Origin of the sequence: Kitasatospora sp. NPDC059827, assembly GCF_042731675.1 — a bacterium.
GTDB lineage: Bacteria > Actinomycetota > Actinomycetes > Streptomycetales > Streptomycetaceae > Kitasatospora.
In genome coordinates this window covers 1-25,520 of record NZ_JBHWIV010000033.1, presented here as the reverse complement: position 1 = coordinate 25,520, position 25,520 = coordinate 1, and the positions used below count along the sequence as shown (strand labels likewise).

Sequence of the window (25,520 nt, the reverse complement as noted above, 5' to 3'; positions counted from 1 at the left end):
GGCGGTCCGGCGGGCCGCCGTCCGCGGTCAGCGCAGCAGGGGCAGGAAGAGGGTGTCGACGATCTCCTCCAGGACGTCGTCGGGCGCGGGCGCGAACGTGGTGAGGATCTGGAGGCGCAGCAGGTCGAAGGGGAGCGACTTGAGCCGGGGGGTGAGCCTGGCCGGGTCGACCTCGCCGCGGGCGGCGGCGCGTTCGAAGAGCAGGTCGAGCGCTTCGGCGCGACCGGTGACCAGGGGGTCGACGAGGTCGGCGGGGCTGGTGCCGGACTCCTGGCGGTAGCCGGCCAGGTGCATCTGCACCACGGTGATGAGTTCGACCCGGGTGGTGTTGATCTCCCGCATCAGGGTGAGGACGTCCCCGCGCAGGCTCCCGGTGTCGGGGGTGTCGATCCGGGCCCCCCGGACGGCGTGCACGATGGCGGCGCGGACCAGTTCGTCGCGGTTGGACCAGCGCCGGTAGAGGACGGGCGGGCTGGTGCCGGCGCGCTTGACGACGGCGTCCATGGTGAACCGGGCGTAGCCGTGGTCGGCGAGTTCCGCCCAGGCCGCGTCGAGCAGCGCCTTCTCCAGTGCCGGCCCGCGGCGTCGCTCGGCCATCGCCGATCCCTCCGTTAGGAAGACTTGTCTTTCTTATCCTAGCGCCCTACTCTGGCCGCCGTAAGATAGAACTCTGTATCTAAAGGAGCCGTCGTGGGCACCCCCCACCGCACCGACCCCGCCGCCGCACCCGCCGCCACGTCGTCCGGCCCCGACCGGGTGGACCCCGCCGTGTGGCGGCTGGCCGTCACCCTGATCACCGGCGCCCTCGCCGTCGTCTTCGACACCACCATCGTCAGCGTCGCCCTCGACGACCTCGCCGAGCGGTTGCACGCCCCGCTCTCCACCGTCCAGTGGGTGGGCACCGGCTACCTGCTCGCCGTGTTCGTCACCATCCCGCTGGCCGGCTGGGCCCAGGCGCGGTTCGGCGGCCGCCGGCTCTGGATCGCCGCCCTCCTCGGCTTCCTGCTGGGCTCCGTGCTCAGCGCCCTGGCCTGGGACGCGGCCTCCCTGATCGCCTTCCGGGTCGTCCAGGGCGTCGCCGGCGGGCTGATGATGCCGCTGGTCAGCACCCTGCTGATGCAGGCCGCCAAGGGGCGCAACACCGGCAAGGTGATGGCGATCATCACCGTGCCCACCGCGCTCGGCCCGATCCTCGGCCCGGTGCTGGGCGGACTGATCCTGCACTTCGCCGACTGGCGCTGGCTGTTCCTCGTCAACATCCCGTTCTGCGTCGTCGGCGTGCTGCTCGCCCGCCGCGACCTGCCCGACGACCGCCCCGGCCCGGACCGGCCGCGCGCCCGGCCGGACGTGCTCGGCATGCTGCTGCTCTCCCCGGGCTGCGCCGCCGTGATCTACGGCCTCTCCCGGGTCGACGGCCGGGGCGGCTTCGCCACCGTCGAGGTGCTCGTCCCGCTGCTCGGCGGGCTCGCCCTGGTCGCCGGCTTCACCGCCCGGGCGCTGGCCCGCCCCGAGGGCGCCCTGGTCGGCGTGCGGCTGTTCCGCCACCGTTCGGTGGCCTCCTCCGCCACCCTGCTCTTCCTGGGCGGCGTCGCCCTGTACGGGCCGATGCTGCTGCTGCCGCTGTACTTCCAGCAGCTGCGCGGGCAGGACGCGCTCGGCGCCGGCCTGCTGCTCATCCCGCAGGGCGTCGGCGCGCTGCTGGCCCGCGGCCTGGCCGGCCGCTACACCGACCGCTTCGGCCCCCGCCGGGTCTCGCCGGCGGCCTTCGCCCTGGTCGCCGCCGCCACCGTGCCGTTCGCCTTCGTCGGCGCCGACACCGGTCTGCTCCCGCTGGCGGCGGCCCTGTTCGTCCGCGGCCTCGCGCTCGGCGCCGCCATGATCGCCCCGGCCGGTGCCGCCTTCGCCGGCCTGGAGCGCGCCGAGATCCCGGACGCCAGCATCATCACCAGGGTCGCCCAGCAGATCGGCGGCTCGGTGGGCATCGCGCTGCTCACCGTGGTGCTCCAGCACGGCACCGGCGGCATCCGTACCCCGGCGGCCCTGGCCCAGGGCTTCGACCAGGCCTTCTGGTGGTCGGTGGCGCTCACTGCCGCCGCCGTGCCGCTCTGCCTGCTGCTGCCCGGCCGCCCCGCCGCCGAGGGCGCCGCTCGGGCCGGTGCCGGGGACTGACGCACCGAGGGCCGAAGTGCCGTCGGCCCCGCACCCGTCTCCTCCGGGTACGGGGCCGACGGCTCTTCGCCGTGCGGGCTCAGTGCTCGTGCAGCGCCCACCGGCTGCCGTCGACCCGCGCCGCGCCGGGCAGCGCGATCAGCTCGGGCTTGAACAACGGCGGCGCGCCCATCGCGGGCTCCCAGGTCGCCAGCGACTCGTCCTGGGGGACCTCGATCCGCCGGTCGGCGGCCAGGTCGGCGACCACCTTGAGCAGCAGCCGCACCCCGAGCGGCGCCAGGTGGTCGCGCCACAGGCTCTGCGCGGTCGAGCCCGGCGGTACGAACAGGTGCTGCTGGGCGGCGATCGGGCCGCCGTCGGTGCGCTCGGTCAGGTGGTAGACGCTCCCGCCGGTCACCTTGTCGCCGTCGCGGATCGTCCACCGGATCGCGTCCCGGCCGCGGTGCAGCGGCAGCAGGCTGGGGTGGTAGCCGATGGTGGCGACGGCGGCCCGGGCGCGGGTCTCCCGGCCGAGGAAGGCGTGCGAGTGCGCGGCGAGGATGACGTCCACCCCGTCGGGGACGTGCCGCGCCCGCAGTTCGGCCGAGTCCGTCCAGGGGATGTCCCTGGGGAACGCCCAGGCCCGCACGCGGTCCCAGCACATCGCGTCGGCCTCGTCGGACCGCCCCTTGCGCAGCCGGGGCGCGGCCGCACCGACGATCTTGTGTCCGCCGTCCAGCAGGGCCTCCGCGACCTGCACCGCGAACGCCCCTTGTCCCGATAGGTAGATGTTCAACCGTCCTCCTGCGCTCACTGGTCGGGTCGGGTCGGGTCGGGTCTCGGTTTCGGCGTCGGCGCGTCAGTCGGCCCCGTCCAGTCCGGCCCCGTCCAACCCGGCGCGGTCGGGCTCGAAGCGCACCGGCAGGGTGGCGAACCCGGTCAGGAAGTTGGAGCGGATCGGCCGCGGCTCGGCGGTCAGGTCGAAGCCGGTGGTGAAGTCCCGCAGCGCCCCGAGCAGTTCGGCGATCTCCACCTTGGCCAGGTAGGAGCCCACGCAGAAGTGCGGGCCGTACCCGAAGGCCAGGTGCTTGTTGGGGGTGCGGCCGAGGTCGAAGCGCTCGGGCCGGTCGAAGACCCGCTCGTCCCGGTTGCCGGAGGCGTGCCAGAGCGTGACGATCTCGCCGGGCCGCAGCCGTACGCCGTGCACCTCGGTCTCCCGGACGACGCTGCGCCCGAAGTGCAGGGTGGGCGAGGCCCAGCGCAGCACCTCGTCCACGGCCGTCCCGAGCTCGACCTCGCCCCGCTTGAGCCGCCGCCACTGGTCGGGCCGGGCCGCCAGGGTGCGGACGCAGTCGATCATCGTCAGCCGGCTGGTCTCGTCGCCGCCGATGATCAGGCTGTAGCAGTTGAGCACCACGTCCTCGTCGGTCAGCGGCACGCCGTCGATCGAGCTGGCGACCAGCATGCTGATCACGTCCTCGCCGGGGTGCTCGCGGCGCTCCTCGACGACGTCCATGAAGTACATCAGGATCTCGTTGCGGGCCATCTCGGAGTCGACCTCGTCGACGTCCTCGTCGTCCGCCGAGAGCGCCGCCCTGGTGAGGCCGAGCAGGTGGTCCTGGTCCTGCTCGGGCACGCCCAGCAGGCTGCAGATGGTGGTCATCGGGATCCGGGCGGCGATCTGCTCGGCGAAGTCGCAGCCGCCGGAGGCGACCGCCGCGCGGATCCACCGCCGGGTGTTGGCCCGGACGGTGGTGGCGACCTCGTCCAGCACCCGTGGGGAGAGCACCCGTTGCAGGATCTTGCGCAGCTCGTGGTGGCGGTGCCCGTCGGTGACGGCCAGCATCCGGCCCGCCCCGGCGTCGCCGCCCTCCAGCAGGGTGACCAGGACGTTGCCGCGCTCGGAGGTGAAGTGCACGTCGTCCCGGTAGGTGGCCAGGATGTCCTCGTGCCGGGAGAGCACCCAGAACCCGCGCCGGCCGTCGGCCGGGGGGTTCCAGTGCAGCGGCGCGGTGTCGCGCAGGGTGCGCCAGTACCCGTCGAGGTCGAGGCCGGGGTCGGCGAAGGTGGCCGGGTCGCCCAGGTCCACGGCGGCCGGGGCGAGCGCCGGGGCCGGGCCAGGGGTCGGGCCGGGGGCCGGGGTGCGCACGGTCACCAGTCCGTGCGCCAGAACCGGCGCGGTTGGAAGGGGTAGGTGGGCAGCGGCACCCGGTGGCTGGCCTCGCCGCGGTGCAGGGCGTCGAAGTCCACCTGCCGGCCGCCCACCCAGGCGGCGGCCAGTTCGGCCAGCGCCCCGGCGTCCCGGCCGGCCGGTACCAGGCCGTGGTCGGTGCGGGCGAACGCGCCCGGGTCGACGGCCGGGGCGGCGGCGGTCGAGGTGACGACGCCGCCCGCGGGCTCCCCGGCGAGCGCCGCGATCAGCTCCTCCCGGCTGCGCACCACGGCCGCCCAGCGGCGGGGCAGCACCTTGCGGCCGAGGTTGAGGCTGTAGCAGACGTCGTCCAGCCGCAGCGTGGGGTCGGCCGCCAGCCGCTCCCGGAGCCGGGTGCGCTGGCGGGCCAGGGTCTCGTCGTCCAGGGCGGACAGGGTGGCCAGCCGGGGCCGGCCCGCCTCCTCGGGCTCGCGCCGGGCCGGGGCCGGCGGCTCCTCCAGCAGCAGGTGGGCGTTGTAGCCGCCGCCGCCGATCGAGGTGATGCCCGCGCGGCGGACGCCGGACTCCGGCTCCCAGTCCGCCCCTTCGAGCTGCGGCACGAACGGCGTGCCGGGCAGGTCGAGGTCCGGGTTGACCTCGGTCAGGTTGATCGTCGCCGGGAGCTGCCGGTGGTACAGCGCCAGCGCGGCCTTGACCGCCCCGAAGCCGCCGGAGACCACGCCGCCGTGGCCCACGTTGCCCTTGACCCCGCCGATCGAGGTGGTCGCGGTCTGCTTGCCGAACGCCATGGTCGCCGCGTGCACTTCGAGCTCGTCGGTCATCGGCAGGCCGAGCCCGTTGGCCTCGTACATGCCCACCGTCTCGGGGGCGACGCCGCCGACCTCCATGGCGCTCGCGATGCAGGCGCTCAGCCGCTCGGGCTGGGCCAGGCCGTAGGCCATCGCGCTGACCCCGTTGTTGTTCACGGCCGAGCCCTTGACCACGGCGTAGACGTGGTCGCGGTCGGCGACGGCGTGCCCCAGCGGCTTGAGCAGCACGGTGACCACGCCGCTGGACAGCGCGGTGCCGGTGCCGTTGGCGTCGAAGGGGCGGCAGTGGCCGTCCCGGGACAGGATCCGGTTCTCCTCCCACAGGTGGCCGCGCGGGTGCGGCAGCCGCACCATCGCGCCGCCCGCGACCGCCAGGTCGGTCTGGCCGAGCAGCAGCGACTGGCAGGCCAGGTGCACCGCGTAGTGGAAGCCCGCGCAGACGGCCGCGACGGTGACGGCCTCGCCGGTGAGCCCCAGGTAGTACAGGGCGTTGGAGGTCATGGTGTCCGGCGACCAGGCCAGGCTGGCCTCGATCGCCTCCGGGCCGACCGACACCCGGTCCGGCGGGGAGCTGTAGAGCGCGGCGGTCTGCGGGTTGTTGGCGCCGTACATCCCGATCTCGGCGTCCAGCCGCTCCGGGTCGTAGCCGCCGTCCTCCAGCGACTCCCAGGCGCTCTCCAGGAACAGCCGGTTCTCCGGGGTCATCGCGGCGGCCATCCGGTCGCTGATGCCGAACACCGACGGGTCGAACTTGTCGTAGGTGTCCAGCACGCCGCAGGCGCGCACGTAGAAGGGGCTGTGGATCAGGGTCTCGTCGACGTGGATGTCGTCCTTGGCCAGGAAGGAGATCGACTCCCGGCCGTGGACGAGGTTGTCCCAGAACTGTTCCTTGGTACGGGCGCCGGGGGCCCGTAGCGACATGCCGATGACGGCCACGTCGCCCGGGTCGTAGTCCTGCTCGGGGGCCTGCTCGGGGTGGTCGGTCATGGAAGGCTCCTGCTCCGTGGTGGGGTGGGGCGGCTCGGGTCGCGGGCTCAGCGGTCGCCGGCCGGGCGGCCGCGCAGGGCCGCGCGGCGGGCGCCGGCCCGGCGGCGGGCCGACTGGACCACCTCGGGGGTCGCGCCCTCCTCCTCGTCGAGCCAGCGGGCGAGCGAGGCGATGTCGCGGAAGCTGAACAGGTCGGGCACCCGGACCCGCCGGTCGAAGCGACGGGTCATCAGCCGGGCCAGCCGGATCAGCAGCAGCGAGTCGCCGCCGAGGTCGTAGAAGGCGGCCTGGACGTCGATGCCGGACGGTTCGAGGTCGAGCAACTGCCCCCAGATCTCGGCCAGGGCGAGCTCGGTGGGCGTGCTCGGCGCGGTCGTCGGCCCGCCGGTGCCGGCGGCCGGCGGCTCGGGGAGCGCGCTGCGGTCCAGCTTGCCGCCCGGCCCGAGCGGCAGCGCGGGCAGCACCACCAGGGTGGCGGGCACCAGGTAGTCGGGCAGCTCGGCGGCGAGCCGGGCGGTGACGGCGCCCTGGAGCGCCGCGTCCAGCCGGGGCCCGTCCGGGGCGGGGCCGTCGCCCGCGGGCACCAGGTAGCCGACCAGCCGGTTGCCGCGGACGGCGGCGGCGGCCTCCCGGACCTCGGGGCAGCCGGTCAGCCGGGCCTCGACCTCCTCCAGCTCGATCCGGTAGCCGCGCAGCTTGACCTGGTGGTCGGTGCGGCCGAGGAAGCGCAGCTCACCGCCCTCGGTGAACGCGACCAGGTCGCCGGTGCGGTACATCCGCCCGCCCGGGTGGAACGGGTCGGGCAGGAAGCGCTCGGCGGTGGTCTCCGGGCGGTTGACGTAGCCGTGCGCGACCCCGGCGCCGCCGAGGTACAGCTCGCCCGGGGCACCGGTCGGCACGGGCCGGCGTTGCTCGTCCAGCACGTACACCAGGGCGCCCTCGGTCGGCGGGCCGATCGTCGGCTCCTCGGCCGACTCCTCCGGGACGAGGCCGAAGGAGCAGAACACGGTGCCCTCGGTGGGGCCGTAGGCGTTGAACACCCGGGTGGCGCCGGTCTCCCGGTACGTCCGGTCGACCAGCTTGCGGCGCAGCGCCTCGCCGCCGAACACCACGGTGCGCAGGTTGGGCGGCAGCGCCCCGGCGTCGAGCAGGCCGTTCATCACCGACGGCACGGCGTTGAGGTGGGTGATCCGGTCGGCGTACCGGCTCTCCGGCAGGTGCACGGCGCTCTCGACCAGCACCACGGCGCCGCCCCGGCACAGCGCGTTGAAGATCTCCATCACGGACATGTCGAAGCAGACCGAGCTGGCCGCCGCGACCCCGCTCAGGTCGCAGCCCTCCAGGACGCGGTCCATCGCGGCGAGCATCGCCACCGCGCCGCCGTGCCGCACCGCCACGCCCTTGGGCCGGCCGGTGGAGCCCGAGGTGTAGATGATGTACGCGGTGTCCCCGGGCACGACCGGGACGGGCCTCGCGCCCGGCTCGGTGCGCACCGCGGCGCCGTCCAGCACCAGCACGGTCGGGCCGGGCGGGCAACTCGCCCGGGAGGCGGGGGTGGTGAGCAGCAGCCGGGTGCCGCTGTCCTGCACCATGAGGCCCAGCCGGTCGGCGGGGTAGTTCGGGTCCAGCGGCAGGTAGCAGGCGCCGCTGCGCAGCGCGGCCAGGAGGGCGACCAGCAGGTCGGGGGTGCGTTCGACGCAGATCCCGACCGGGACGCCCGGGCCGGCCCCGGCGGCGGTCAGCCGTTCGGCCAACTCGGCCGAGCGGCGGTCGAGTTCGCCGTAGCCGAGGACGCCGGCCTCGGCGTACACCGCGATCGCGTCGGGGTTCTTGGCGGCCAGTTCGACGAAGGCGGAGTGCAGGGTGTCGGTCACCGGTCCGCCTCCTCGGGCAGGCCGGCCGGGGCGACGGCGCCGAGGGCGAGGCCGGGCCGGGCGATCGAGTCGAAGAGCACGGTGCGGTACAGCGCGAGCAGTGCGGTCACGGTGTGCCTTTCCAGGTAGCTCGGTTTGAACTGGACGTGGCCGGCCACTTCGCCGTCGATGTCGGCCATCGAGATCTCCAGGTCGAACTTGGCGAGGTGGCGGCGCACCTGGAGCGGTTCGAGCGGCAGGGCGCCGTCCGGGGTGAGGGTGGAGCCGACGCCGTGGAAGAGCTTGACGGAGCGGGGGAAGGCCTCCGAGGAGAGCCAGTTGACCACCACGTCGAACCACGGGGAGCGACCCTCGGCGCGCGGCGGCCGGAGCCGGGAGGCCAGCAGGTCGAGGGGGTAGTTCATGTGCTCCAGCAGGCCGAGCGAGAAGTCGTGCACCTCGCGCAGCAGGTCGCGGAAACTGCGGTCGGCGGCCGGGTTGGCCCGGACCAGCACGGTGTTGAGGTAGTAGCCGACGGCGGACTCCCAGCCGGGCTCGGCCCGTTGGGCGATCGCGGTGGCCAGCACCGCGTCCTCGGTGCCGACCGCGCGGTTGAGGGTGGCGAAGAACCCGGCCAGCACCACGGTGCTGATCGACACGCCCTCGCGCAGCGCGAACTCCCGCAGCAGCCTGGTCTCCTCGGCGCTCCAGCGGAACGCCAGGTCGCGGCCCTCGTAGGTGACGCCCGGCGGCCGCTCCCGGTCGGACAGGTCGAGGCGGGCGGGCGGGTCGGCCAGCTTCGCCGACCACCAGTCCAGCGCCGCCGCGGCGGCCGGCCCGGCCAGCCACTGCCGTTCCCATGCGACGAACTCGGTGTACGGGGCGGCGGGTGCGTCGGCGCCCTGGCAGGAGCCCTGGTCGGCGCCCTGGTAGGAGGCCTGGAGTTCGCGGATCATCACATCGGCGGAGGCCGCGTCCGAGGCGATGTGGTGGACCAGCACCAGCAGGTAGTGGTCGGCCGGGCCCCGGCTCAGCAGGACGACCCGCACCAGCGGCCCGTTGTCGAGGTCGAGCGGCCGGTGCCCCTGCCGGGCCAGCTCCTCGCGGGCCTGCTCCTCGTCCAGCGCGGAGCCGTCCAGTGCCAGGAACTCGTACACCGGTTCGTCCAGGACGACCTGGTACGGCCGCCCGCCCGCCTCGACGAAGAGGGTGCGCAGCGCCGGGTGGCGGGTCGTCACGGCCCGGACGGCGCGCTCCAGGGCCTTCTCGTCGACCGCGCTGCGGATCCGGGCGGTCACCATGAAGTTGTAGGGGACGGCGTCCGGCGAGACCATCTGCATGAACCAGAGCGAGGCCTGGCCGTGCGAGGCGGGCGCCAGGGTGAGGCCCAGGTCGTCGGCGCGCAGCTGCTCCAGGGCCGGTGCGTCGGTGGCGTCCAGCAGGCCGCGGGCGTCCAGTTCGTCGAGCAGTTCCTCGGCGTCCAGCTCGGAGAGCTCGTCGAGGAAGGCGTGGTCCGCCGGGCGGGCGGGGGCCGGTACGGGAGTCGGCGCGGCAACCGGGGCAGGGGCGGGTGCGGGGGCGCCGCCGCCGGTGAGCTCGACGAAGTGGCCGACCACCTCGGAGATCGGGCGGCCGTCCAGGAACACCACCGGCGACACCCGGTGCCCGAACAGCGCCTGCATCCGGTTGACCAGCCGGATCCCCACCATCGAGTCCAGGCCGAAGTCCCGCAGACAGGCGCCGGTGTCGAAGCCGCTCACCGGCACGCCCAGCGCGTCGGCGAGTTCGGCGAGGACGACCTCCGCCACCGGCCGCGCCGCGGGCTCGGGCCCGGCCTGCACGACGGCCTGCACGACCGCCGCCGCCTCGGGCGCGGGCGCGGTGGCGGTGGCGACCGGCGGAGCCGACGGGGCGGACGCGCGGGCGGCCTGCGGCTCGGTGTCGATCCAGTAGCGCTCCTTCTGCCACGCCACCAGCGGGGTCTCCACCGGCTCGACGTCGTCGTCGAACAGCGGGTCGAAGGTCAGCGGCAGGCCCCGGACGTACAGCGAGGCGGCCGCGCCCAGCAGGCAGCGCAGGTCGCTCTCCTCGCGCCGCAGCGAGTTGACCGCGTGCACCCGCGCCCCGCGGGTGAGGGCGATCTCCTCGACGGCGCCGCGCAGCGTCTCGTGCGGGCCGATCTCGACGAAGGTGCCGACGCCCCGGTCGACCAGCGCCCCGATGGTCTCGGCGAAGCGGACCTGGTTGCGCAGGTTGTGCACCCAGTAGTCCACGTCGGTGGCCGGGTTGACCGCCTCGGCCAGCGCGGTGGAGTGGAAGTCGATGACGGGCGGCAGCGCGGTGATGCCCTCGATGCCCTCGCGCAGCGGCTGGAGCAGCGGGTCCATGCCGGGGCTGTGCACCGGCCGTTCGACCCGGATCCGGCGGACCGACACCCCCTCCCGCCGCAGATCGGCCTCCAGGGCGTCGACGGCCTCGGGTGAGCCGGAGACCGCCGCGCTGGTGGGGCTGTTGACCACGGCGACGGCCGCGTGCGCGGCGTACGGGGCGAGCCGGGGCAGCAGCTCCGCCTCCGGCAGGTCGACCGAGATCATCGCGCCCGCGGCCGCCTTGCGTTCCAGCAGGTGCGAGCGGGTGACCACGACCCGGGCGGCGTCCTCCAGCGACAGCGCCCCGGCCACGCAGGCGGCCGCGACCTCGCCCAGGCTGTGCCCGACCACGGCGGCCGGCTCGACGCCGAGCCCGAGCCAGACCTTCGCCAGCGACACCTGGAGGGCGAACAGCACCGGCTGCTGGACGTCCATCTCCTCGTACCGGGCCCGCTCGGCCGGGGCGGCCAGCTGCTCCAGCACCGAGCAGCCGCCGGCCGCCCGCACGGCGGCGTCGCAGGCGGTCATCCAGGTGCGGAACCCGGCGTGGGAGCGCAGGAGTTCGCGACCCATGCCGACCCACTGGGTGCCGCCGCCGGAGAACACCAGCGCCACCCGGCGGTCGACGTTCCCGGAGACCGCCCCGGTGAGGACCTCGGGGTGCGGCCGGCCGGCGGCGACCCGGGCGAGGCCGTCCAGGACGTCCTGCCGGCTGCGGGCGAACAGCGCGATCCGGTGGTTGTGGTGGGTGCGCCGGGCGGCGAGGGTGTACGCGAGGTCGGCGACCCGCAGGCCGGGGTCGCGTTCGACGCGGTTGGACAGTTCGCGGCAGGTGTCGGCCAGTGCGCCCGCCGTCCGGGCCGTGACGGGCACCAGGTGCAGCCGGCCCTCCGGGGCGGGGTCGGCCTGGCCGGGGGCGGTGTGCCGGCCCCGGTCACCGGCCAGGAACGGGTGCGCCGGGACGGCCAGCCCGGCGGCGTACAGCGCGCCGAGCGAACCGAGCAGGGTGACGGCCTCGTCCTCGCCCCGCCGCAGCGAGGGCAGGGTGGCGGCGGGGAGCAGTTCCGACACCGACTTGAGCAGCAGCGGGTGCGGGCTGAGCTCGATCACCGCGTCGACGTCGTACCCGCGCAGGCCGGTCAGGGCGTCGACCACCCGGATCTCCCGGCGCAGGTTCTCCGCCCAGTAGTCCGGGCCGAGTTCGGCGCCGTCCACGGCCTCGCCGGTGACGGTGGAGATCATCGGGATCCGGGTGCTCCGGGGGCGGATGCCGTCGAGCTCCACCTTCAACGGGGCGAGCACGTGGTCGACCAGCGGGGAGTGCGGGGCGTGGCCCATCCGCACCCGGTGGTTGGTGACGCCCGCGTCGGTGAGCCGCCGGACCAGGCCGTCGATCTCCTGCGGGGTGCCGGTGACCAGGGAGGAGCGCAGGCCGTTGCGGCCGGAGAGGGTGAGCCCGCCGGTCAGGTACGGCGCGACCTCGTCCGCGGCGGTCATCACCACGATGCCCTCGCCCCGCCCGACGGCGAACTGCTGGAGCAGCCGGCCGTGGTGGGCGGCCAGCCGGGAGGCGTCGTCGAAGTCGAGCGCGCCGGCCACATGGGCGGCGGCGAACTCGCCGACGCTCTGCCCGACCACCACGTCCGGCTCCACGCCCAGCGCGCGCCAGGTCTCGGCCAGCGCGACCTGGAGGGAGAACAGCAGCGGCTGGAAGACGTCCATGTCGTCCAGCCGGCCGTCCGGGGAGAGCAGCTGCTCGACCAGTGAGAAGCCCAGCAGCTCCTTCATCCGCCGGTCGGAGCGCAGCATCGAGCGGCGGAACACCGGCATTCCGGCCAGCAGTTGGCGGCCCATGCCGACCCACTGGGAGCCGTTGCCGGAGAACAGGAACGCCACCCGCGGGCGGCGCCCGGTCGCCTCGCCGACGCTCAGCCCGCGGGCCGGCGCCCCGGCGCCGAAGGCGTCCAGCTGGGTGCGGAGCTCGGCCAGGTCACGGGCGGCGGCCGCGAGCCGGAACGCACCCCCGCCGGGCGAGCGGCGGCACAGTTCGCGCAGGTCGGTGGCGTCGCGCAGGGCCCGGGCCCGGTCCGCCAACGCCTCCGGGGAGTCGGCGGCCAGCAGTAGCAGGGAGCCCTCGGGGCGCGGCAGTTCCTCCACCGCGACGTGGCAGATCGCGCCGCCGAAGCCGAAGGAGCTGACCCCGCCCCGGCGGGCGTCGGAGCGCCGCGGCCAGGGCGTCAACCGGTCCTGGACGGTCATCCGGTACTCGTCGAAGAGGATCTGCGGGTTCGGCGTGCTGTAGTGCAGGCTCGGCGGCAGCACGCCGTTGCGCATCGACAGCGCCAGCTTGACCAGCCCGACGATGCCCGCCGCCGCCTCCAGGTGGCCCACGTTGGACTTGACGGAGCCCAGCCGCAGCGGCTCGGTGCGGTCGCCGCCGAGGACGGCGCCGATCGCATTGGCCTCGATCGGGTCGCCGAGCGGCGTCGCCGAGCCGTGGCACTCGATGTAGTCCACCAGGTGCGGGTCGATGCCGGCCCGCCGGTACGCGGTGCGCAGCATCTTCTCCTGCGCCTGCGGGTTCGGCGCCGTCATCCCGTTGCTCAGGCCGTCGTTGTTGGAGGAGCTGCCCTTGATCAGGCAGTACACCGGCAGGTCGCGCTCCAGGGCCACGCTGAGCGGCGCGAGCACGACGACACCGGCGCCCTCGCCGCGGACGTAGCCGTCGGCCCGTGCGTCGAAGGACTTGCAGCGGCCGTCCGGGGCGAGCGCGCCCATCGCGTCCATCGCGGTGTAGTAGTCGGAGACGAAGCTCAGGTTGACGCCGCCGGCCAGCACGAGGTCGCTCTCGCCGAGCTGGATCGACTGGCAGCCGACGTGCACCGAGACCAGGGAGCCCGCGCAGGCGGCGTCGATGGCCATGCTCGGGCCCTGCAGCCCCAGGACGTAGGAGACCCGGTTGGCGATGATGCCGTCGTGCATGCCGGTCGCGGTGTGCGGAGTGATCTGGGCGTCGGGCCCGCGGTAGTGCGCCAGGGCGGCGTAGTCGCCCCAACAGGAGGCCATGAACACGCCGGTGTCGCTGCCGAGCAGGGTGTGCGGGGCGATGCCCGCGTCCTCCAGGGCCTCCCAGCACAGTTCCAGGACCAGCCGCTGCTGCGGGTCCATCTGGACGGCCTCGCGCGGCGAGATGCCGAAGAACAGCGGGTCGAACCGGTCGATGTCGTCGACGAACCCGCCCCAGCGGACCGCGTCGTTCATCAGCCCCCGGCGCGCGGCCGGGACCGGTCCGACGGCGTCACCGCCCTCCACCAGCAGCCGCCAGAACGCGGACGGGTCCGGACCGCCGGGGAAGCGGCAGCCGATGCCCACGACCGCGACCGGCTCGTGGGTACGGGTGCCGCGCTCGGCGCCCCGGGTGGGCTGCGCCTCGCGCGGACCCTCGACCAGGGCCCGGGCCAGCTCGCCGACGGTCGGGTACTGCCAGAGCCAGGTGGCGGGGACGGCGCGCCCGAGGAACGCGGACAGCTCGGCGGCGAGCGCCACCGACCGCGCGGAGTCCAGCCCGTACCGGTGCAGCGGGGCCCGGGGGTCCAGGGTGTTCGCGGACACGTCCAACAGTTCGGATACGCGGGAGAGCAGGAAGTCCGTGACGGCGGACAGGTCCGGCACCGTGCGTTCTTGGGGCATGGCGACTCCCTGGGCAGGGCGGAAGGAAGGAACGGGGGAATGGACGGGGGGAGCGGGTGGGTCGGGACTGCCCGGCCGGACGGCTCGCGACAGCCTGAATCAGCCGCGTGCGGACGTGCGGATCAGCGGCTCGAATCGCTCGGATCGGCTCGGGTGATCGCGCAACAGCGGCCCACTGTGAAGTTCTCGCCGACGCGTGCGGCGCGGCGCCTGCCGGCCGGTCCGTCGGCGCTGTCGTCGCCGGGGACCGCGCGGCGCTGGTGTCCCGGTCCGCCCTGGATGCGGAGGTCGATCGGAAGGTCGATCGGACGGTCGATCGAGTCTGGCGCAACGTGTGTGCGAGCTGTGCGAATCGATGTGCAGCGGATCACCGGGTCTTTACCGACCAGCGGGTATGAGAGTGCCACTTGGCGATTGGTGAGACAAGCGTCGTCTGCGAGCCGGTCCGGGCAGTGGCGGGATCCGATCGCCAAAGTGTCCGATTCGACCTACTCGATCGAACGGCTCCGGTCGAACGGTGGCGACGGCGGATGAACCGCTGCACGGCGGGCTTTCGTTCGCGCGCGATACGGCGAACCTGCCTGAATGGCAAGGGAGTTGGAGTGCCGTCGACATTCCCCGCGAGTGGCGAGGGGTGGACAGCGGACGATCAGCGCGGGCAAGCTGACCCCCATGCCAGTTGCGAGCCCTGAGACAGCGTCAGCCTGCGTCGACCGCTCCTTAGCCCCTCGGGGCCCCGCACGGTGCCCGGCGCTTGCACCGCCCGGTGCACCGGGCCGCACCGGCCGGGCCGCCCGTTCCGGCGGCCGGGCATGACCGAGGTCGCGGTGCAGCCGCTGACCCGACCGGGACTGGCCCTCGGGGTGCTGGCCGGGGCGCTCGCCCTGGACGTGAGCGGCCTCGGGGTGCTCAACGCCGCCCTGCCCTCCGTCGGCAGCCGCTTCGACCTCGCCGACACCACCCTCCAGTGGGTGATGACCGCCTACGCCGTCACCTTCGCCGGCTTCCTGCTGGTCGGCGGCCGACTGGCCGACGTGCTCGGCCGGCGGCGGGTGTTCGAGGTCGGCGTCGCCGTGTTCACCGTCTCCGCGCTGGTCGGGGCGGTGGCGCCGAACATCGGGGTGCTGCTGGGGGCGCGCGCCGTCCAGGGCGTCGGCGCCGCGCTGTCGGGACCGGCCGCGCTGGCCCTGCTCTCCGAGGCGTTCCCGGCCGGTCCGGCCCGCAACCGGGCGTTCAGCGTCTACGCGGCGGTCGGCGCCGCGAGTTTCAGCGGCGGCGTGCTGCTCGGCGGCGTGCTGACCCAGTTCCTCGGCTGGCGTTCGGTGCTGTGGTTCTCGGTGCTGCTGGGGGCCGCGGTCCTCGCGGTGACCAGGATCGGCCTGCCCGACGGCCCCGGGCACCGCGGCCGGCTGGACCTGCCCGGCGCGGTCGCCGGCACCCTCGGCCTCACCCTGCTGGTGGTCGGGGTGAGCAGCTCCGGCGCCACGGCCTGGACGGTGCTGGCCGCCGCCGCGCTCTGCCTGGTGCTGTTCGTGGTGCGGGAGCACCGCACCGCCGACCCGGTCCTCCCGCTCGGCCTGTTCCGGCTCGGCTCCGTCCGGGCGGCGAGCCTGGCGGCGTTCCTCCAGTACGCGGGCTCGGTCGGGATGCTGTTCTTCGCGCCGCTGTACCTCCAGGGGATGCTGGACTACTCCCCGTTCGAGTCCGGCCTGGCGCTGGTGCCGATGTCCGCCGCGGTGTTCCTCACCGCCAACTTCGCCACCGGCCGGCTGCTGGCCCGCTTCACCCCGCGCGCCCTGATGTCCGTCGGCCTGGTCCTGATCGGCGTCGGCACCGGGCTCTGGCTGGGCACCCCGCACGAGGGCTCCTACCTGGTGCACGTGCTCCCCGGCCTGGTGCTCAGCGGCATCGGCCAAGGCCTGAACTTCCCCTCGATGACCACCGCCGGGCTGGCCGGCGTCCCGGCCGAACGGCAGGGCGTCGCCGGGGCGGTCAACGTGGTGACCCAGCAGATCGGCGCCAGCGTCGGGGTGGCGCTGCTGGTCCTGGTCGCCGGGACCAGCGCGGACCGGCTCGACGGCTACCACCTCGCCTACGTCACCGCCGCCGCGGCCTGCCTCCTCGGCGCCGCCGCCATCGCCGCGGGTCGCCGCACCTGACGGACCCCCCCCGTACCTGATGGGCTCCGCGCCCGACGGACCCCGCACCCGGCCCGCGGGCCCCGCTCGCGACGGTTGACGGCTCCGGTCCGGTGGAGCATGCTGCTGACGAAGCCAAGCAAGCGCTTAGTCACTCGCGAAAGGCGCCACCCCGTGCCGTCCCTGCTGCTCTCCCGCCGCGACCTCGACTTCCTGCTGTACGAGTGGCTGGACGTCCGCTCGCTCACGGCGCGCCCCCGGTACGCCGACCACTCGCGGGAGACCTTCGACGCCGCCCTGGACCTCAGCGAGCAGGTCGCCACCCGGCACTTCGCGCCGCACAACAAGCGGAACGACGCCGAGGAGCCGCGCTTCGACGGCGAGCGGGTGCACATCATCCCCGAGGTCCGGGAGGCGCTGGCCGTCTTCGCGGACACCGGACTGCTCGGCAGCGCCATGGACCAGGAGGTCGGCGGCGCCCAGCTGCCCTCCGTGGTGGCCAGCGCCTGCTTCGCCTGGTTCCAGGCCGCCAACCCGGGGACCTCCGGCTACCCTTTCCTCACCGTGGGCAACGCCAACCTGCTGCTGGCGCACGGCAGCCGGGACCAGATCGACACCTACGTCCGGCCCATGGTCGAGGGGCGGTTCTTCGGCACCATGTGCCTGTCGGAACCGCAGGCCGGCTCCTCGCTCGCCGACCTGCGCACCCGGGCGGAGCCGCGCGCCGACGGCAGCTACCGGCTGTTCGGCAACAAGATGTGGATCTCCGGTGGCGACCACGAGCTGTCCGAGAACATCGTCCACCTGGTGCTGGCCAGGATCCCCGGCGGGCCGCCCGGGGTGAAGGGCCTCTCGCTGTTCATCGTGCCCAAGGTGCTGGTCGGCGCCGACGGCGCGCTCGGCGAGCGCAACGACGTCGTACTGGCCGGGCTGAACCACAAGATGGGCTTCCGGGGGACGACCAACACCCTGCTCAACTTCGGCGAGGGCGTGCACCGGCCGGGCGGCGAGCCCGGCGCGGTCGGACACCTGGTCGGCGAGCCGCACCACGGCCTCGCGTACATGTTCCACATGATGAACGAGGCCCGGATCGGTGTCGGCCTCGGCGCCACCGCGCTCGGCTACACCGGCTACCTGCACGCCCTGGACTACGCCCGCACCCGCCCCCAGGGCCGTCCGGTCGGGGCCAAGGACCCGGACGCGCCCCAGGTGCCGATCATCGCCCACGCCGACGTGCGCCGGATGCTGCTGGCCCAGAAGTCCTACGCGGAGGGCGCGTTGGCCCTGGTGCTGTACTGCGGCCGACTGCTCGACGAGGAGCGCACCGGCGCCTCCCCGGAGGACCGCGCCCGCGCCCACTTGCTGCTGGACGTCCTCACCCCGATCGCCAAGAGCTGGCCCTCCCAGTGGTGCCTGGAGGCCAACAGCCTCGCCATCCAGGTGCACGGCGGCTACGGCTACACCCGGGAGTACGACGTCGAGCAGTTCTACCGCGACAACCGGCTCAACCCCATCCACGAGGGCACCCACGGGATCCACGGCCTCGACCTGCTCGGCCGCAAGGTCGTCATGGACGGCGGCGCGGGCCTGCGCCTGCTCGTCGAGACGGTCTCGGCGACCACTGCCCGCGCCGCGAGCGCCGGGGGCGAGGCCGCCGAGTACGCGGGGCAGCTCGACGAGGCCGTCCGGCGCATCGTCCCGGTCACCCGGCGGCTGTGGGCGACGGGGGACCCGGAGACGGCGCTGGCCAATGCCACCGTCTACCTCGAAGCGGTCGGGCACACCGTCGTGGCCTGGCTGTGGCTGGAGCAGCTGCTCGCCGCCGACGGGGGCGCCGAGCCCGTGCACGAGGGGAAGCGGCACGCCTGCCGGTACTTCTTCCGGCATGAACTGCCCGGGACCGAGGCCCAGTTCCGGCTGTTGGAGAGTCTGGACCGGACTGCCGTGGAGATTCCGGACGACGCGTTCTGAGGGTGGTCCTGCCGGGGGCGGAGTCACGGCCGGCGGGCCCGGTTCGTCACCGCTGTTCGCGGTTCGCTCCTGCTGTTGCCGGTTCCGGGTCCCGGTCGGTCAGTCGATTGGAGACCATCGTGGGTGGGCAGGGCCCGGCGGTCAGCAGTACGGGACGGGATCGGTCTCGCTGGTGATGTCGGTGTCCTTCACGAAGCCCGACGGCCCTGACAGCCCTGACAGCCCTGACAGCCCTGACAGCCCCGACGGCCCCGGGCGACCCGGCGTCCCGGGAGGCGGCCTGCTGACCGGTGCTACCCGTAGGAGAGGTGGCGGGTCAGCCCACCGGGGTCGGCAGGGCGTCGGCGAACCGGTCGACCACCTCCTCCAGGGCGGTGGCGGCGCCGGGGGAGAGCGCGGTGCTGCCGTCCGGCGCGGTCAGGATGTCGCGGTCGAGGACGAACCAGCCCTGGGTGACGTGCGCGGCCCCCATGCTGGTGAGCACCGGCCGCAGGGCGTAGTCCACCGCCAGGACGTGGGCCGGTGAGCCGCCGGTGGCCAGCGGGAGCACGGTCCGGCCCGCCAGGGCGTACTGCGGCAGCAGGTCCAGCAGGCACTTGAGCAGGCCCGAGTAGGCGGCCTTGTAGACGGGCGTGCCCACCACGACGCCGTCGGACCGCCGCAGCAGCTCGGCGACCTCGACGACGGCGGGGTGGGCGACGTCCGCGCCGGTGAGCACCTCCGCGGGCAGGCGGCGCACCTCCAGCGCGGTGACGTGGTGGCCGCGGGCTTCGAGGCGGTGGGCGGCCGCCCCGAGCAGGCGGGTGGTGCGGGAGACGGGGGACGGGCTGCCGGAGAGGGTGAGGATGCGGGCCATGGGAACCTCGATCGGGCGGTGCGGTGGGCGGGTGGGTCGTGATGCGACGTGCGGGTGGGTCCTCGTGCGACGCCCGGCGACGCCCGGGTGGGTCGTCGTACGGCGTGCGGACCGGCATCAGACGGTGGCGATCCGGTGGATCTCGGCGAGGGTGCGGGCGTCCAGCAGGTCGGGCAGCGACAGCCGGCGGCCGCTGAGGCGTTCCAGGGCGGTGAGCAGGCTCAGCAGGTGGAGCGAGTCCCAGCCGGGGAGGTCGTCGAAGTCGACCTCGGCGTCCTCGGGGCCGAGCGGCAGGCCCAGTTCGGTGGCGGCCACGGTGATCAGTTCGGCGAGGCCGTCGGGGGCGGTCATGCGGGGTGTCCTTCCAGGAGGCCGGCCAGCTCGGCGTCGAGCCGCAGGTGGCCGGGCGGGGGCAGTTCGGTGTCGAGGTCGTGGCGGAAGGCGAGGCCGCCGTCGGCGGCTGCCGGGTCGTCGGCGGGCGCGAAGCCGTACCGGGGGAGGAGGCCCTTGACCGTGCCGTTGCGCGGGCCGGGCCGGTAGTGGCCGGTGACCGCGCGCAGGCCGGTGCCGGCGGCCAGGCCGAGGACGGCGGAGAGCACCGCCTGCTCGATGCCGCGGGAGAACACCCGGCAGCTCAGCAGGAAGTTGTCGATCCGCAGCGCCTCGCCCTCCCGGGTCAGGAAGACCGCGCCGACCAGGCCGTTGTCGCCGAAGCGGTCGGCGGAGCGCACGGTGAGCACCCCGGAGCCCTCGGCGGCCGCGAAGGCGGCCACCTCGGCGGGCTGGAGGCGGCGGGTGGTCAGGTTGAACTGGTTGGTCCGCAGTGTGAGTTGGGAGACCCGGGGGAGGTCCTCGGCGGCCAGTGGGCGCAGCCTGACCTCGATGCCCAGCTCGTCCAGGTAGTCGGTGAGCGAGTCGAACCCCTGGAGGAAGTCGCTGCGGGCGACCTCGCCCCGGTAGAGCGCGGCGCGCTCGCGGTCCTCACCGGTGAGCCGACGGACGTCGAACCAGCCGTCGGACAGCAGCCGTTCGACGTGCAGCGCCGGTTCCTCGTCCAGTGCCACCACCGCGACCTCGGGCAACTCCCGTCTGACCAGGCCGCGTTCGTAGGGCGAGTCGTCGACGAAGACGAAGCCGGAGGTGCCCAGGTTGAGCGCCTCGGCGAGGTCGGTGATCCCGGCCGGCTTGGGGAGCCAGTCGGCCGTCACCCGGACGAAGTCCGCCTCGCGCAGCGTCATCTCCGGGTGCTCCCGCAGGACGGTCAGGACCGGCTCGCGGTCGTTCTTGCTGACGGCGGCGAGCAGCACGCCCTGGGAGCCGAGCTGTTTGACCACCCGCTGGAACCCGCGGAACGCCTCGCCGCGCGGCGTCCCGCCCGCCTCGACGCCCTCCGGGCCGTCGTCGCCGAGGATGCCGCCCCACAGCGTCTGGTCCAGGTCCAGGACGAGCACCTTGCGGGTCAGCCCGGCCAGGTGGCGGGCCAGGTGCCCGGCCTCGCGGGCGTAGGCGGCGAGCAGCGGCTCGGAGAGGTGGGCCTTCGCGTAGACGTCGAGCCGGGCGTCGGTGACCGGGACGCCCTCGGCGAGCAGGGCTCGGACGCCGGGGTACTCGGCGGCGAGGCGGCCCTGACGGCGGAGGTCGAGCAGGGCGTGGGCCGGGTCGGCGGTCGTGTCCACCTTCCTGCGCGCCTTCGGCACCCCGCGCCGCCGCCCGGCCCGCCGCTCCTGACCGGGCGCGGCGCCCCCCGGACGATCGGCTTCATCGCTCTGTCATCGCCCGCTGCGATGGTCCTCCGGTGACCTGAGCCCACCACGCACCGCAACGGAGCGGGCGGGTGGGCCGACCTCGTGGGGAGGAAACGCCATGCAAGCACGAAAGATCGCCGCCGCGTCCGCCGGGCTCCTGCTGACGGTGGGGCTGACGGCGGCCCAAGGCGCTACGGCACAGGCGGCGACCACGCGCGTGGCCGCCCCGTGCGAGGGCACCTACACGATCGTCGTCGGGGGCACCGGCAGCTCGTGGGACCACGACAACTTCACCGGCAACATCCAACAGCACGTCGGCTACCCGACCCAGATCCCCAACGGGGCGAGCACCCGGGCGGGCGTCAACGAGCTGAACCGGCTGGTCCGCGACCAGCGTGCGGCCTGTCCCGACCAGCACGTCAAGATGGCCGGGTACTCGCTGGGCGCCGGCGTGGTGCACGTGTGGGTGACCGAGAACTGGCAGACCTTCGGCAACGTCAACGCCATCCTGGTCGCCGACCCCAAGCGCCAGGGCCCGCCCGGGGCCAACGGCGGGGCCGTGCCGTTCGGCGGCATCATCGGCGCCCCGCTGGCGGGGGCCGACCGGTTCTTCGGCAACATCCCCGTCAAGACGATCTGCCACTGGGACTACGTCTGCGACGAGTCCGCCGGTATCTGGACCTACCCGGCGAACCACATGAACGACTACCCCCAGGACTTCAACATGGACCACCACAACGACAGCGCCAACGAGCAGTGGTACAACGGCGCCTGGTACCCGGCGAGCTGGTAGCCGCCCGTACCGCCCGTAGCCGCCGGGCCCGCAACCGGCTCCCTCACCACCTGTCAGTGCCCGGGCGCCGCCCGGCCACCGGCAGGTGGTGAGTCGTCTGCGGGGGCGAGGGCCGGGGCGGTGGCGGGGGCCTGCGTCATCGGTCTGTCATCGCCCCTCCCTAGCGTGGCCGCGTACGGACAAAACCCTCGGATGACAGGGAAGGGACGGCCCGATGGCGCGGAGGGGACTCACAGCGAGGCTGCCGGTGGCGGTCTTGGCCGCGGTGGCACTGATGGGCACGACGATGGCCGCCGGAGCACCGGCCGCCGGACCGGCGGCCACCGCCGGCGCACCGGACAAACCGACGATCCGCTACACCGAGTACGGCATCCCGCACATCATCGCCGCCGACCTGGCCGGGCTGGGGGAGGGCTACGGGTACGCCGCCGCCAAGGACAACATCTGCACCCTGGCCGACACCTACCTGATGGTCAACGCCCAGCGCTCCCGCTACCTGGGCCCGGACGGCAAGGCCAGCCCCGGCCAGAACCAGAACATCACCACCAACCTCAACAGCGACCTCTACTTCCAGCGGATCAACGACAACCGGGTGGTGGAGGGGCTGATCGACCAGCCCGCGCCCAGGGGCCCGGAGCCGGAGGTCAAGGAGGCCATCCGCGGCTACGTCCAGGGCTACAACCGGTACCTGGCCGAGACCGGCGTCGGCAACATCACCGACCCGGCCTGCCGCGGCGCCGCCTGGGTACGGCCGATCACCGAACTGGACGTCTACCGGCACGCCCACGCCGAGATCATCATGGGCAGCGCCGACCCGCTGGTGGACGGCGAGGTCAACGCCGCACCCCCGGGCGCGTCGGTCGCCGCCCAACCCGGTGCCGCCCAGCCCGGTGCCGCCCTGCCGGCCGCAGCCGCGCCGCAGCTCTCGCCGGAGGAGACCGGCAACCGGATCCGCGAGGCGATGGCCGCCGCCCGGCAGCAGGGCAGCATGGGCAGCAACGCCCTGGCGGTGGGCGCCCAGGGGGTGTCCGGGGGCACCAGCATGCTGCTGGCCAACCCGCACTTCCCCTGGCAGGGCAAGAACCGGATGTGGCAGGCCCAACTGACCATCCCGGGCCGCTTCAACGTCTCCGGGGCCAGCCTGCTCGGCCTGCCCGCCGTGAACATCGGGCACAACGACGACGTCGCCTGGAGCCACACCGTCGCCACGGTGGCCCCGTTCGGCCTGTTCGACGTCCAGGTGGACCCGCTGCACCCCACCAACTACCTGGTGGACGGCGTCTGGACGCCGATGACCTCGCAGCAGGTCGGGGTCGACGTGCTGAACCCGGACGGCTCCGTCGGCCGGGTCACCAGGACCCTCTGGGCCACCCGCTACGGCCCGATCACCACCTCGGTCCAGGGCATCCCGCTGCCCTGGGTCGTGAGCGCGCACGCGGTGCGGGACGCCAACATGGACAACCTGCGGGCGCTGAACACCTGGTTCCACCTCGACCAGGCCAAGGACGTCAACGAGGTGGTGAACGTCCTGGAGACCACCGAGGGCGTCCCCTTCTTCAACACCGTCGCCTCGGACCGCAAGGGCAACGCGCTCTACGCGGACATCCAGGCCACCCCGAACATCACCGACGCCCACGCGCAGTCCTGCCTCACCCTGACCGGCCAGATCCTGTTCAACCAGTCGCTGCGGCAGCCCAACGTGCCACCGGTGTCGATCTTCGACGGCAAACGCAGCGAGTGCGACTGGCCGAACGACCCGAACGCCGTCGCGCCGGGGCTGATGGACCCGCACCGGCAACCGCGGCTGATCCGCTCCGACTTCGTGGGCAACGCCAACGACAGCGCCTGGCTGGCCAACCCCGAGCAGCCGCTGTCCTTCCCCCGGGTGATGGGCGACAGCGCGGCACCCCGGACGCTGCGCACCCAGCAGCTGATCCTCACCGCCCAGAACCGGATCAACGGCACCGACGGCCTGCCGGGCCGGGGCTTCACCCCGGAGACCATGCGGCAACTGCTGTTCTCCGACCACAGCCGGGCGGCCGACCTGGCCCTCAACGCCACCGTGAGCGCCTGCCAGGGCGCGCCGTTCGGGCTCGTGCTGGTGGACGGCAACCTGGTCAACATCAGCGAGGCGTGTCCGATCCTGGCCGCCTGGAACCACGAGTTCACGCCGGACAGCCGGGGTTCCTGGCTGTTCGAGAACGTCTGGTTCCTCCTGGGCGGCGGGCAGGCGATCGAGAAGCTGCCCTGGCGGGTGCCCTTCGACCCCAAGGACCCGGTGCACACGCCCAATTCGCTGGACGCCGGCAACGACGTCGTCCGCAACTCGGTCGCCCGGGCCGTGCTCTCCCTGCGCAACGCCGGCATCGCGCTGGACGCGCGGCTGTCGGACGTCCAGAAGGTCACCCGCAACGGCGAGCAGATCCCGGTCCCCGGCGCGATCCACGAAACGGGCGTGCTGAACGTGGTCACGCCCGGCACGGTCGACGGCAAGTTCGACATCACCTTCGGCTCCAGCTTCATCCAGGAGACCCGGTTCACCGCCGACGGGCCGCCGCAGGCTGCCTCGGTGCTGGCCTACTCCCAGTCCGCCAACCCGAACTCGCCGCACTACGCCGACCAGACCAAGCTGTTCTCGACCGGCCAGTGGGCGCCCGAGCGCTACACCGAGGAGCAGATCGCGGCCTCACCGGCCCTGGAGGTCAAGGTCCTTGACTGAGACCCCGGCCGAGACCGCGCCGCACCCGACCACACCCACGAGGGGGACCACCATGACGAGGACACCGCACCGCCGGCGAAGGCTGGTGGCCCTGCTGGCCGCCGTCGCCGGCATCCTCGGGACGGCCACCACGGCCGCTCCGGCCGCTCCCGCCCAGGCCACCGCTCCGGCCCGGGCCGCCGCCGCGGTCGGCACCGGGCTACCGCCGCGGATGACGGACGGGTACGGCCTGACCCAGGTCGACACGAGCGTGGGCGGCCCCACCAACTTCTACCTCACCGTCACCACCCCCGAGGTCACCGGCAAGCACCACATCAAGATCATCCTGCCGAGCGGCTACGGCGACGACCCGACCCGGCGCTACCCGGTGCTGTACTTCCTGCACGGTTCGCCCGACGACCCGATCCAGCAGAACTACCCGGCCCTGACCACGTCCAACGCGATGATCACCGTCATCCCGGACGGCGGCGCCCGCGGCTGGTGCGCGAACTGGCTCAACCAGAACACCCAGCTCGGCGCCCAGAACTGGGAGAACTTCCACCTCAACCAGGTGATCCCGTTCATCGACGCGAACCTGCGCACCGTCGCCACCAAGAAGGGCCGCGCCGTCGCCGGGGTCTCCATGGGCGGGTTCGGCGCCCTCCACTACGCCCAGGACCGCCCCGACCTGTTCAGCCAGACCGCGTCCCTGTCCGGGGACATCGACCTGTCGGCCGACTCCATGGACCTGCGACTGGCCGTCGTCGCCTCCCTCATCGACGCCCAGGGCGCGCTCTGCGGCTCGGCCTCCGGGTCCTGCGGTGACCCGAACAACGACCCCTACAAGCCGGGCGTGGACAGCGACGCCCTGTTCGGCACCCCCTACCCGGTGTTCAACGCGGACTGGCGGTGGAACGCGGCCGACCCCTCCCAGCACATGGACCGGCTCGCCGGCGTCGGGGTCTCCATCTACGTCGGCAACGGACACGGCTCGCCCACCGACCTGGAGTTCTGGCTCGAAGGCGCGTCCAAGCACGTCAAGGAGCACATGGACGCCCTGGGCATGCCCTACTACTACGTCGACTACGGCGACGGCTCCGCCTGGGGGAGCCAGTGCAACGGCGGCCACAACGCCTACTGCTGGGAACAGGACCTCCGGGACCTGATCCCCCGGCTGGAGCGGGCCTTCGCCTCCTGACAGTGAGGATGTTCATGAGCGGTTCCCGGGCAGGTCTGACCCGCCTCCTGACTGACCTCGGGTCCTCAACGGGATCTGTCGGCCTCGTTCGGGAACCGCTCGTGTGCATCCAC

The 25,520-nt window shown here is 73.8% G+C and carries 15 protein-coding genes; 6 read left to right on the top strand and 9 right to left on the bottom strand.

Translation table 11 applies throughout. The annotated features are described in order from the left end of the window. Positions 1–27: 27 nt before the first annotated feature. Entirely contained in the window at positions 28–597 is a 570-nt protein-coding gene (locus tag ACFV8H_RS21520) for a TetR/AcrR family transcriptional regulator (RefSeq protein WP_380402186.1), read from the bottom strand. Between the two features lie 93 nt (positions 598–690). Between ACFV8H_RS21520 and ACFV8H_RS21515 the strand changes: the two genes are divergently transcribed. Continuing rightward, positions 691–2,169, top strand: a complete 1,479-nt coding sequence (locus tag ACFV8H_RS21515; protein WP_380402183.1) for an MDR family MFS transporter — start codon at positions 691–693, stop codon at positions 2,167–2,169. Positions 2,170–2,248: 79 nt separating this feature from the next. Here the strand turns inward: ACFV8H_RS21515 and ACFV8H_RS21510 are convergent, their stop codons facing one another. From ACFV8H_RS21510 to ACFV8H_RS21490, 5 genes are all read right to left on the bottom strand, one after another. Further along, positions 2,249–2,944, bottom strand: coding sequence for a formyltransferase family protein (locus ACFV8H_RS21510; RefSeq protein WP_380402180.1), 696 nt, complete (start codon positions 2,942–2,944; stop codon positions 2,249–2,251). Positions 2,945–3,007: 63 nt separating this feature from the next. Then, positions 3,008–4,297, bottom strand: coding sequence for a cytochrome P450 (locus ACFV8H_RS21505; protein ID WP_380402257.1), 1,290 nt, complete (start codon positions 4,295–4,297; stop codon positions 3,008–3,010). Between the two features lie 2 nt (positions 4,298–4,299). Further along, on the bottom strand, positions 4,300–6,096 hold the full coding sequence (locus tag ACFV8H_RS21500; RefSeq protein ID WP_380402177.1) for a beta-ketoacyl synthase N-terminal-like domain-containing protein: 1,797 nt from the start codon (positions 6,094–6,096) through the stop codon (positions 4,300–4,302). 47 nt (positions 6,097–6,143) lie between these two features. Further along, the gene (locus tag ACFV8H_RS21495; protein WP_375890442.1) at positions 6,144–7,970 is read right to left on the bottom strand and encodes an amino acid adenylation domain-containing protein; all 1,827 of its coding nucleotides are present in this window, start codon (positions 7,968–7,970) and stop codon (positions 6,144–6,146) included. After that, positions 7,967–14,008, bottom strand: a complete 6,042-nt coding sequence (locus ACFV8H_RS21490; protein ID WP_380402174.1) for an acyltransferase domain-containing protein — start codon at positions 14,006–14,008, stop codon at positions 7,967–7,969. Before ACFV8H_RS21490 ends, ACFV8H_RS21495 begins: the two co-directional genes overlap by 4 nt. An 812-nt stretch (positions 14,009–14,820) precedes the next feature. Between ACFV8H_RS21490 and ACFV8H_RS21485 the strand changes: the two genes are divergently transcribed. Further along, positions 14,821–16,167 carry an MFS transporter gene (locus tag ACFV8H_RS21485; RefSeq protein ID WP_380402171.1) on the top strand — a complete coding sequence of 449 codons (1,347 nt, stop codon included), beginning with the start codon at positions 14,821–14,823 and terminating at the stop codon, positions 16,165–16,167. A gap of 99 nt (positions 16,168–16,266) precedes the next feature. Beyond that, the gene (locus tag ACFV8H_RS21480; RefSeq protein WP_380402168.1) at positions 16,267–18,117 is read left to right on the top strand and encodes an acyl-CoA dehydrogenase; all 1,851 of its coding nucleotides are present in this window, start codon (positions 16,267–16,269) and stop codon (positions 18,115–18,117) included. A gap of 316 nt (positions 18,118–18,433) precedes the next feature. Here ACFV8H_RS21480 and ssuE read toward each other — a convergent pair whose 3' ends face one another. From ssuE to ACFV8H_RS21465, 3 genes are all read right to left on the bottom strand, one after another. Then, positions 18,434–18,973 (bottom strand): NADPH-dependent FMN reductase, encoded by a 540-nt coding sequence (ssuE, locus tag ACFV8H_RS21475; RefSeq protein WP_375893191.1) that lies wholly within the window; start codon positions 18,971–18,973, stop codon positions 18,434–18,436. Positions 18,974–19,090: 117 nt separating this feature from the next. After that, complete coding sequence (locus tag ACFV8H_RS21470) at positions 19,091–19,324, bottom strand: phosphopantetheine-binding protein (RefSeq protein ID WP_380402165.1); 234 nt, start codon at positions 19,322–19,324, stop codon at positions 19,091–19,093. Then, positions 19,321–20,649 (bottom strand): HAD-IIIC family phosphatase, encoded by a 1,329-nt coding sequence (locus ACFV8H_RS21465; protein WP_380402162.1) that lies wholly within the window; start codon positions 20,647–20,649, stop codon positions 19,321–19,323. Before ACFV8H_RS21465 ends, ACFV8H_RS21470 begins: the two co-directional genes overlap by 4 nt. A 187-nt stretch (positions 20,650–20,836) precedes the next feature. Between ACFV8H_RS21465 and ACFV8H_RS21460 the strand changes: the two genes are divergently transcribed. The 3 genes from ACFV8H_RS21460 (at position 20,837) to ACFV8H_RS21450 (ending at position 25,407) form a co-directional block, all read left to right on the top strand. After that, complete coding sequence (locus ACFV8H_RS21460) at positions 20,837–21,511, top strand: cutinase family protein (protein ID WP_380402159.1); 675 nt, start codon at positions 20,837–20,839, stop codon at positions 21,509–21,511. A 214-nt stretch (positions 21,512–21,725) separates the two neighbouring features. Next, entirely contained in the window at positions 21,726–24,230 is a 2,505-nt protein-coding gene (locus tag ACFV8H_RS21455; RefSeq protein ID WP_380402156.1) for a penicillin acylase family protein, read from the top strand. Positions 24,231–24,282: 52 nt separating this feature from the next. Next, entirely contained in the window at positions 24,283–25,407 is a 1,125-nt protein-coding gene (locus tag ACFV8H_RS21450; RefSeq protein ID WP_380402153.1) for an alpha/beta hydrolase, read from the top strand. Positions 25,408–25,520: the final 113 nt, after the last annotated feature.

Bases quoted from the DNA above. Each gene is read 5' to 3' on its own strand.
- ACFV8H_RS21460 (WP_380402159.1), top strand. From the start codon at position 20,837: ATGCAAGCACGAAAGATCGCCGCCGCGTCCGCCGGGCTCCTGCTGACG.
- ACFV8H_RS21520 (WP_380402186.1), bottom strand. From the start codon at position 597: ATGGCCGAGCGACGCCGCGGGCCGGCACTGGAGAAGGCGCTGCTCGAC.
- ACFV8H_RS21480 (WP_380402168.1), top strand. From the start codon at position 16,267: ATGCTGCTGACGAAGCCAAGCAAGCGCTTAGTCACTCGCGAAAGGCGC.
- ssuE (WP_375893191.1), bottom strand. From the start codon at position 18,973: ATGGCCCGCATCCTCACCCTCTCCGGCAGCCCGTCCCCCGTCTCCCGC.
- ACFV8H_RS21490 (WP_380402174.1), bottom strand. From the start codon at position 14,008: ATGCCCCAAGAACGCACGGTGCCGGACCTGTCCGCCGTCACGGACTTC.
- ACFV8H_RS21450 (WP_380402153.1), top strand. From the start codon at position 24,283: ATGACGAGGACACCGCACCGCCGGCGAAGGCTGGTGGCCCTGCTGGCC.
- ACFV8H_RS21455 (WP_380402156.1), top strand. From the start codon at position 21,726: ATGGCGCGGAGGGGACTCACAGCGAGGCTGCCGGTGGCGGTCTTGGCC.
- ACFV8H_RS21500 (WP_380402177.1), bottom strand. From the start codon at position 6,096: ATGACCGACCACCCCGAGCAGGCCCCCGAGCAGGACTACGACCCGGGC.
- ACFV8H_RS21485 (WP_380402171.1), top strand. From the start codon at position 14,821: ATGACCGAGGTCGCGGTGCAGCCGCTGACCCGACCGGGACTGGCCCTC.
- ACFV8H_RS21470 (WP_380402165.1), bottom strand. From the start codon at position 19,324: ATGACCGCCCCCGACGGCCTCGCCGAACTGATCACCGTGGCCGCCACC.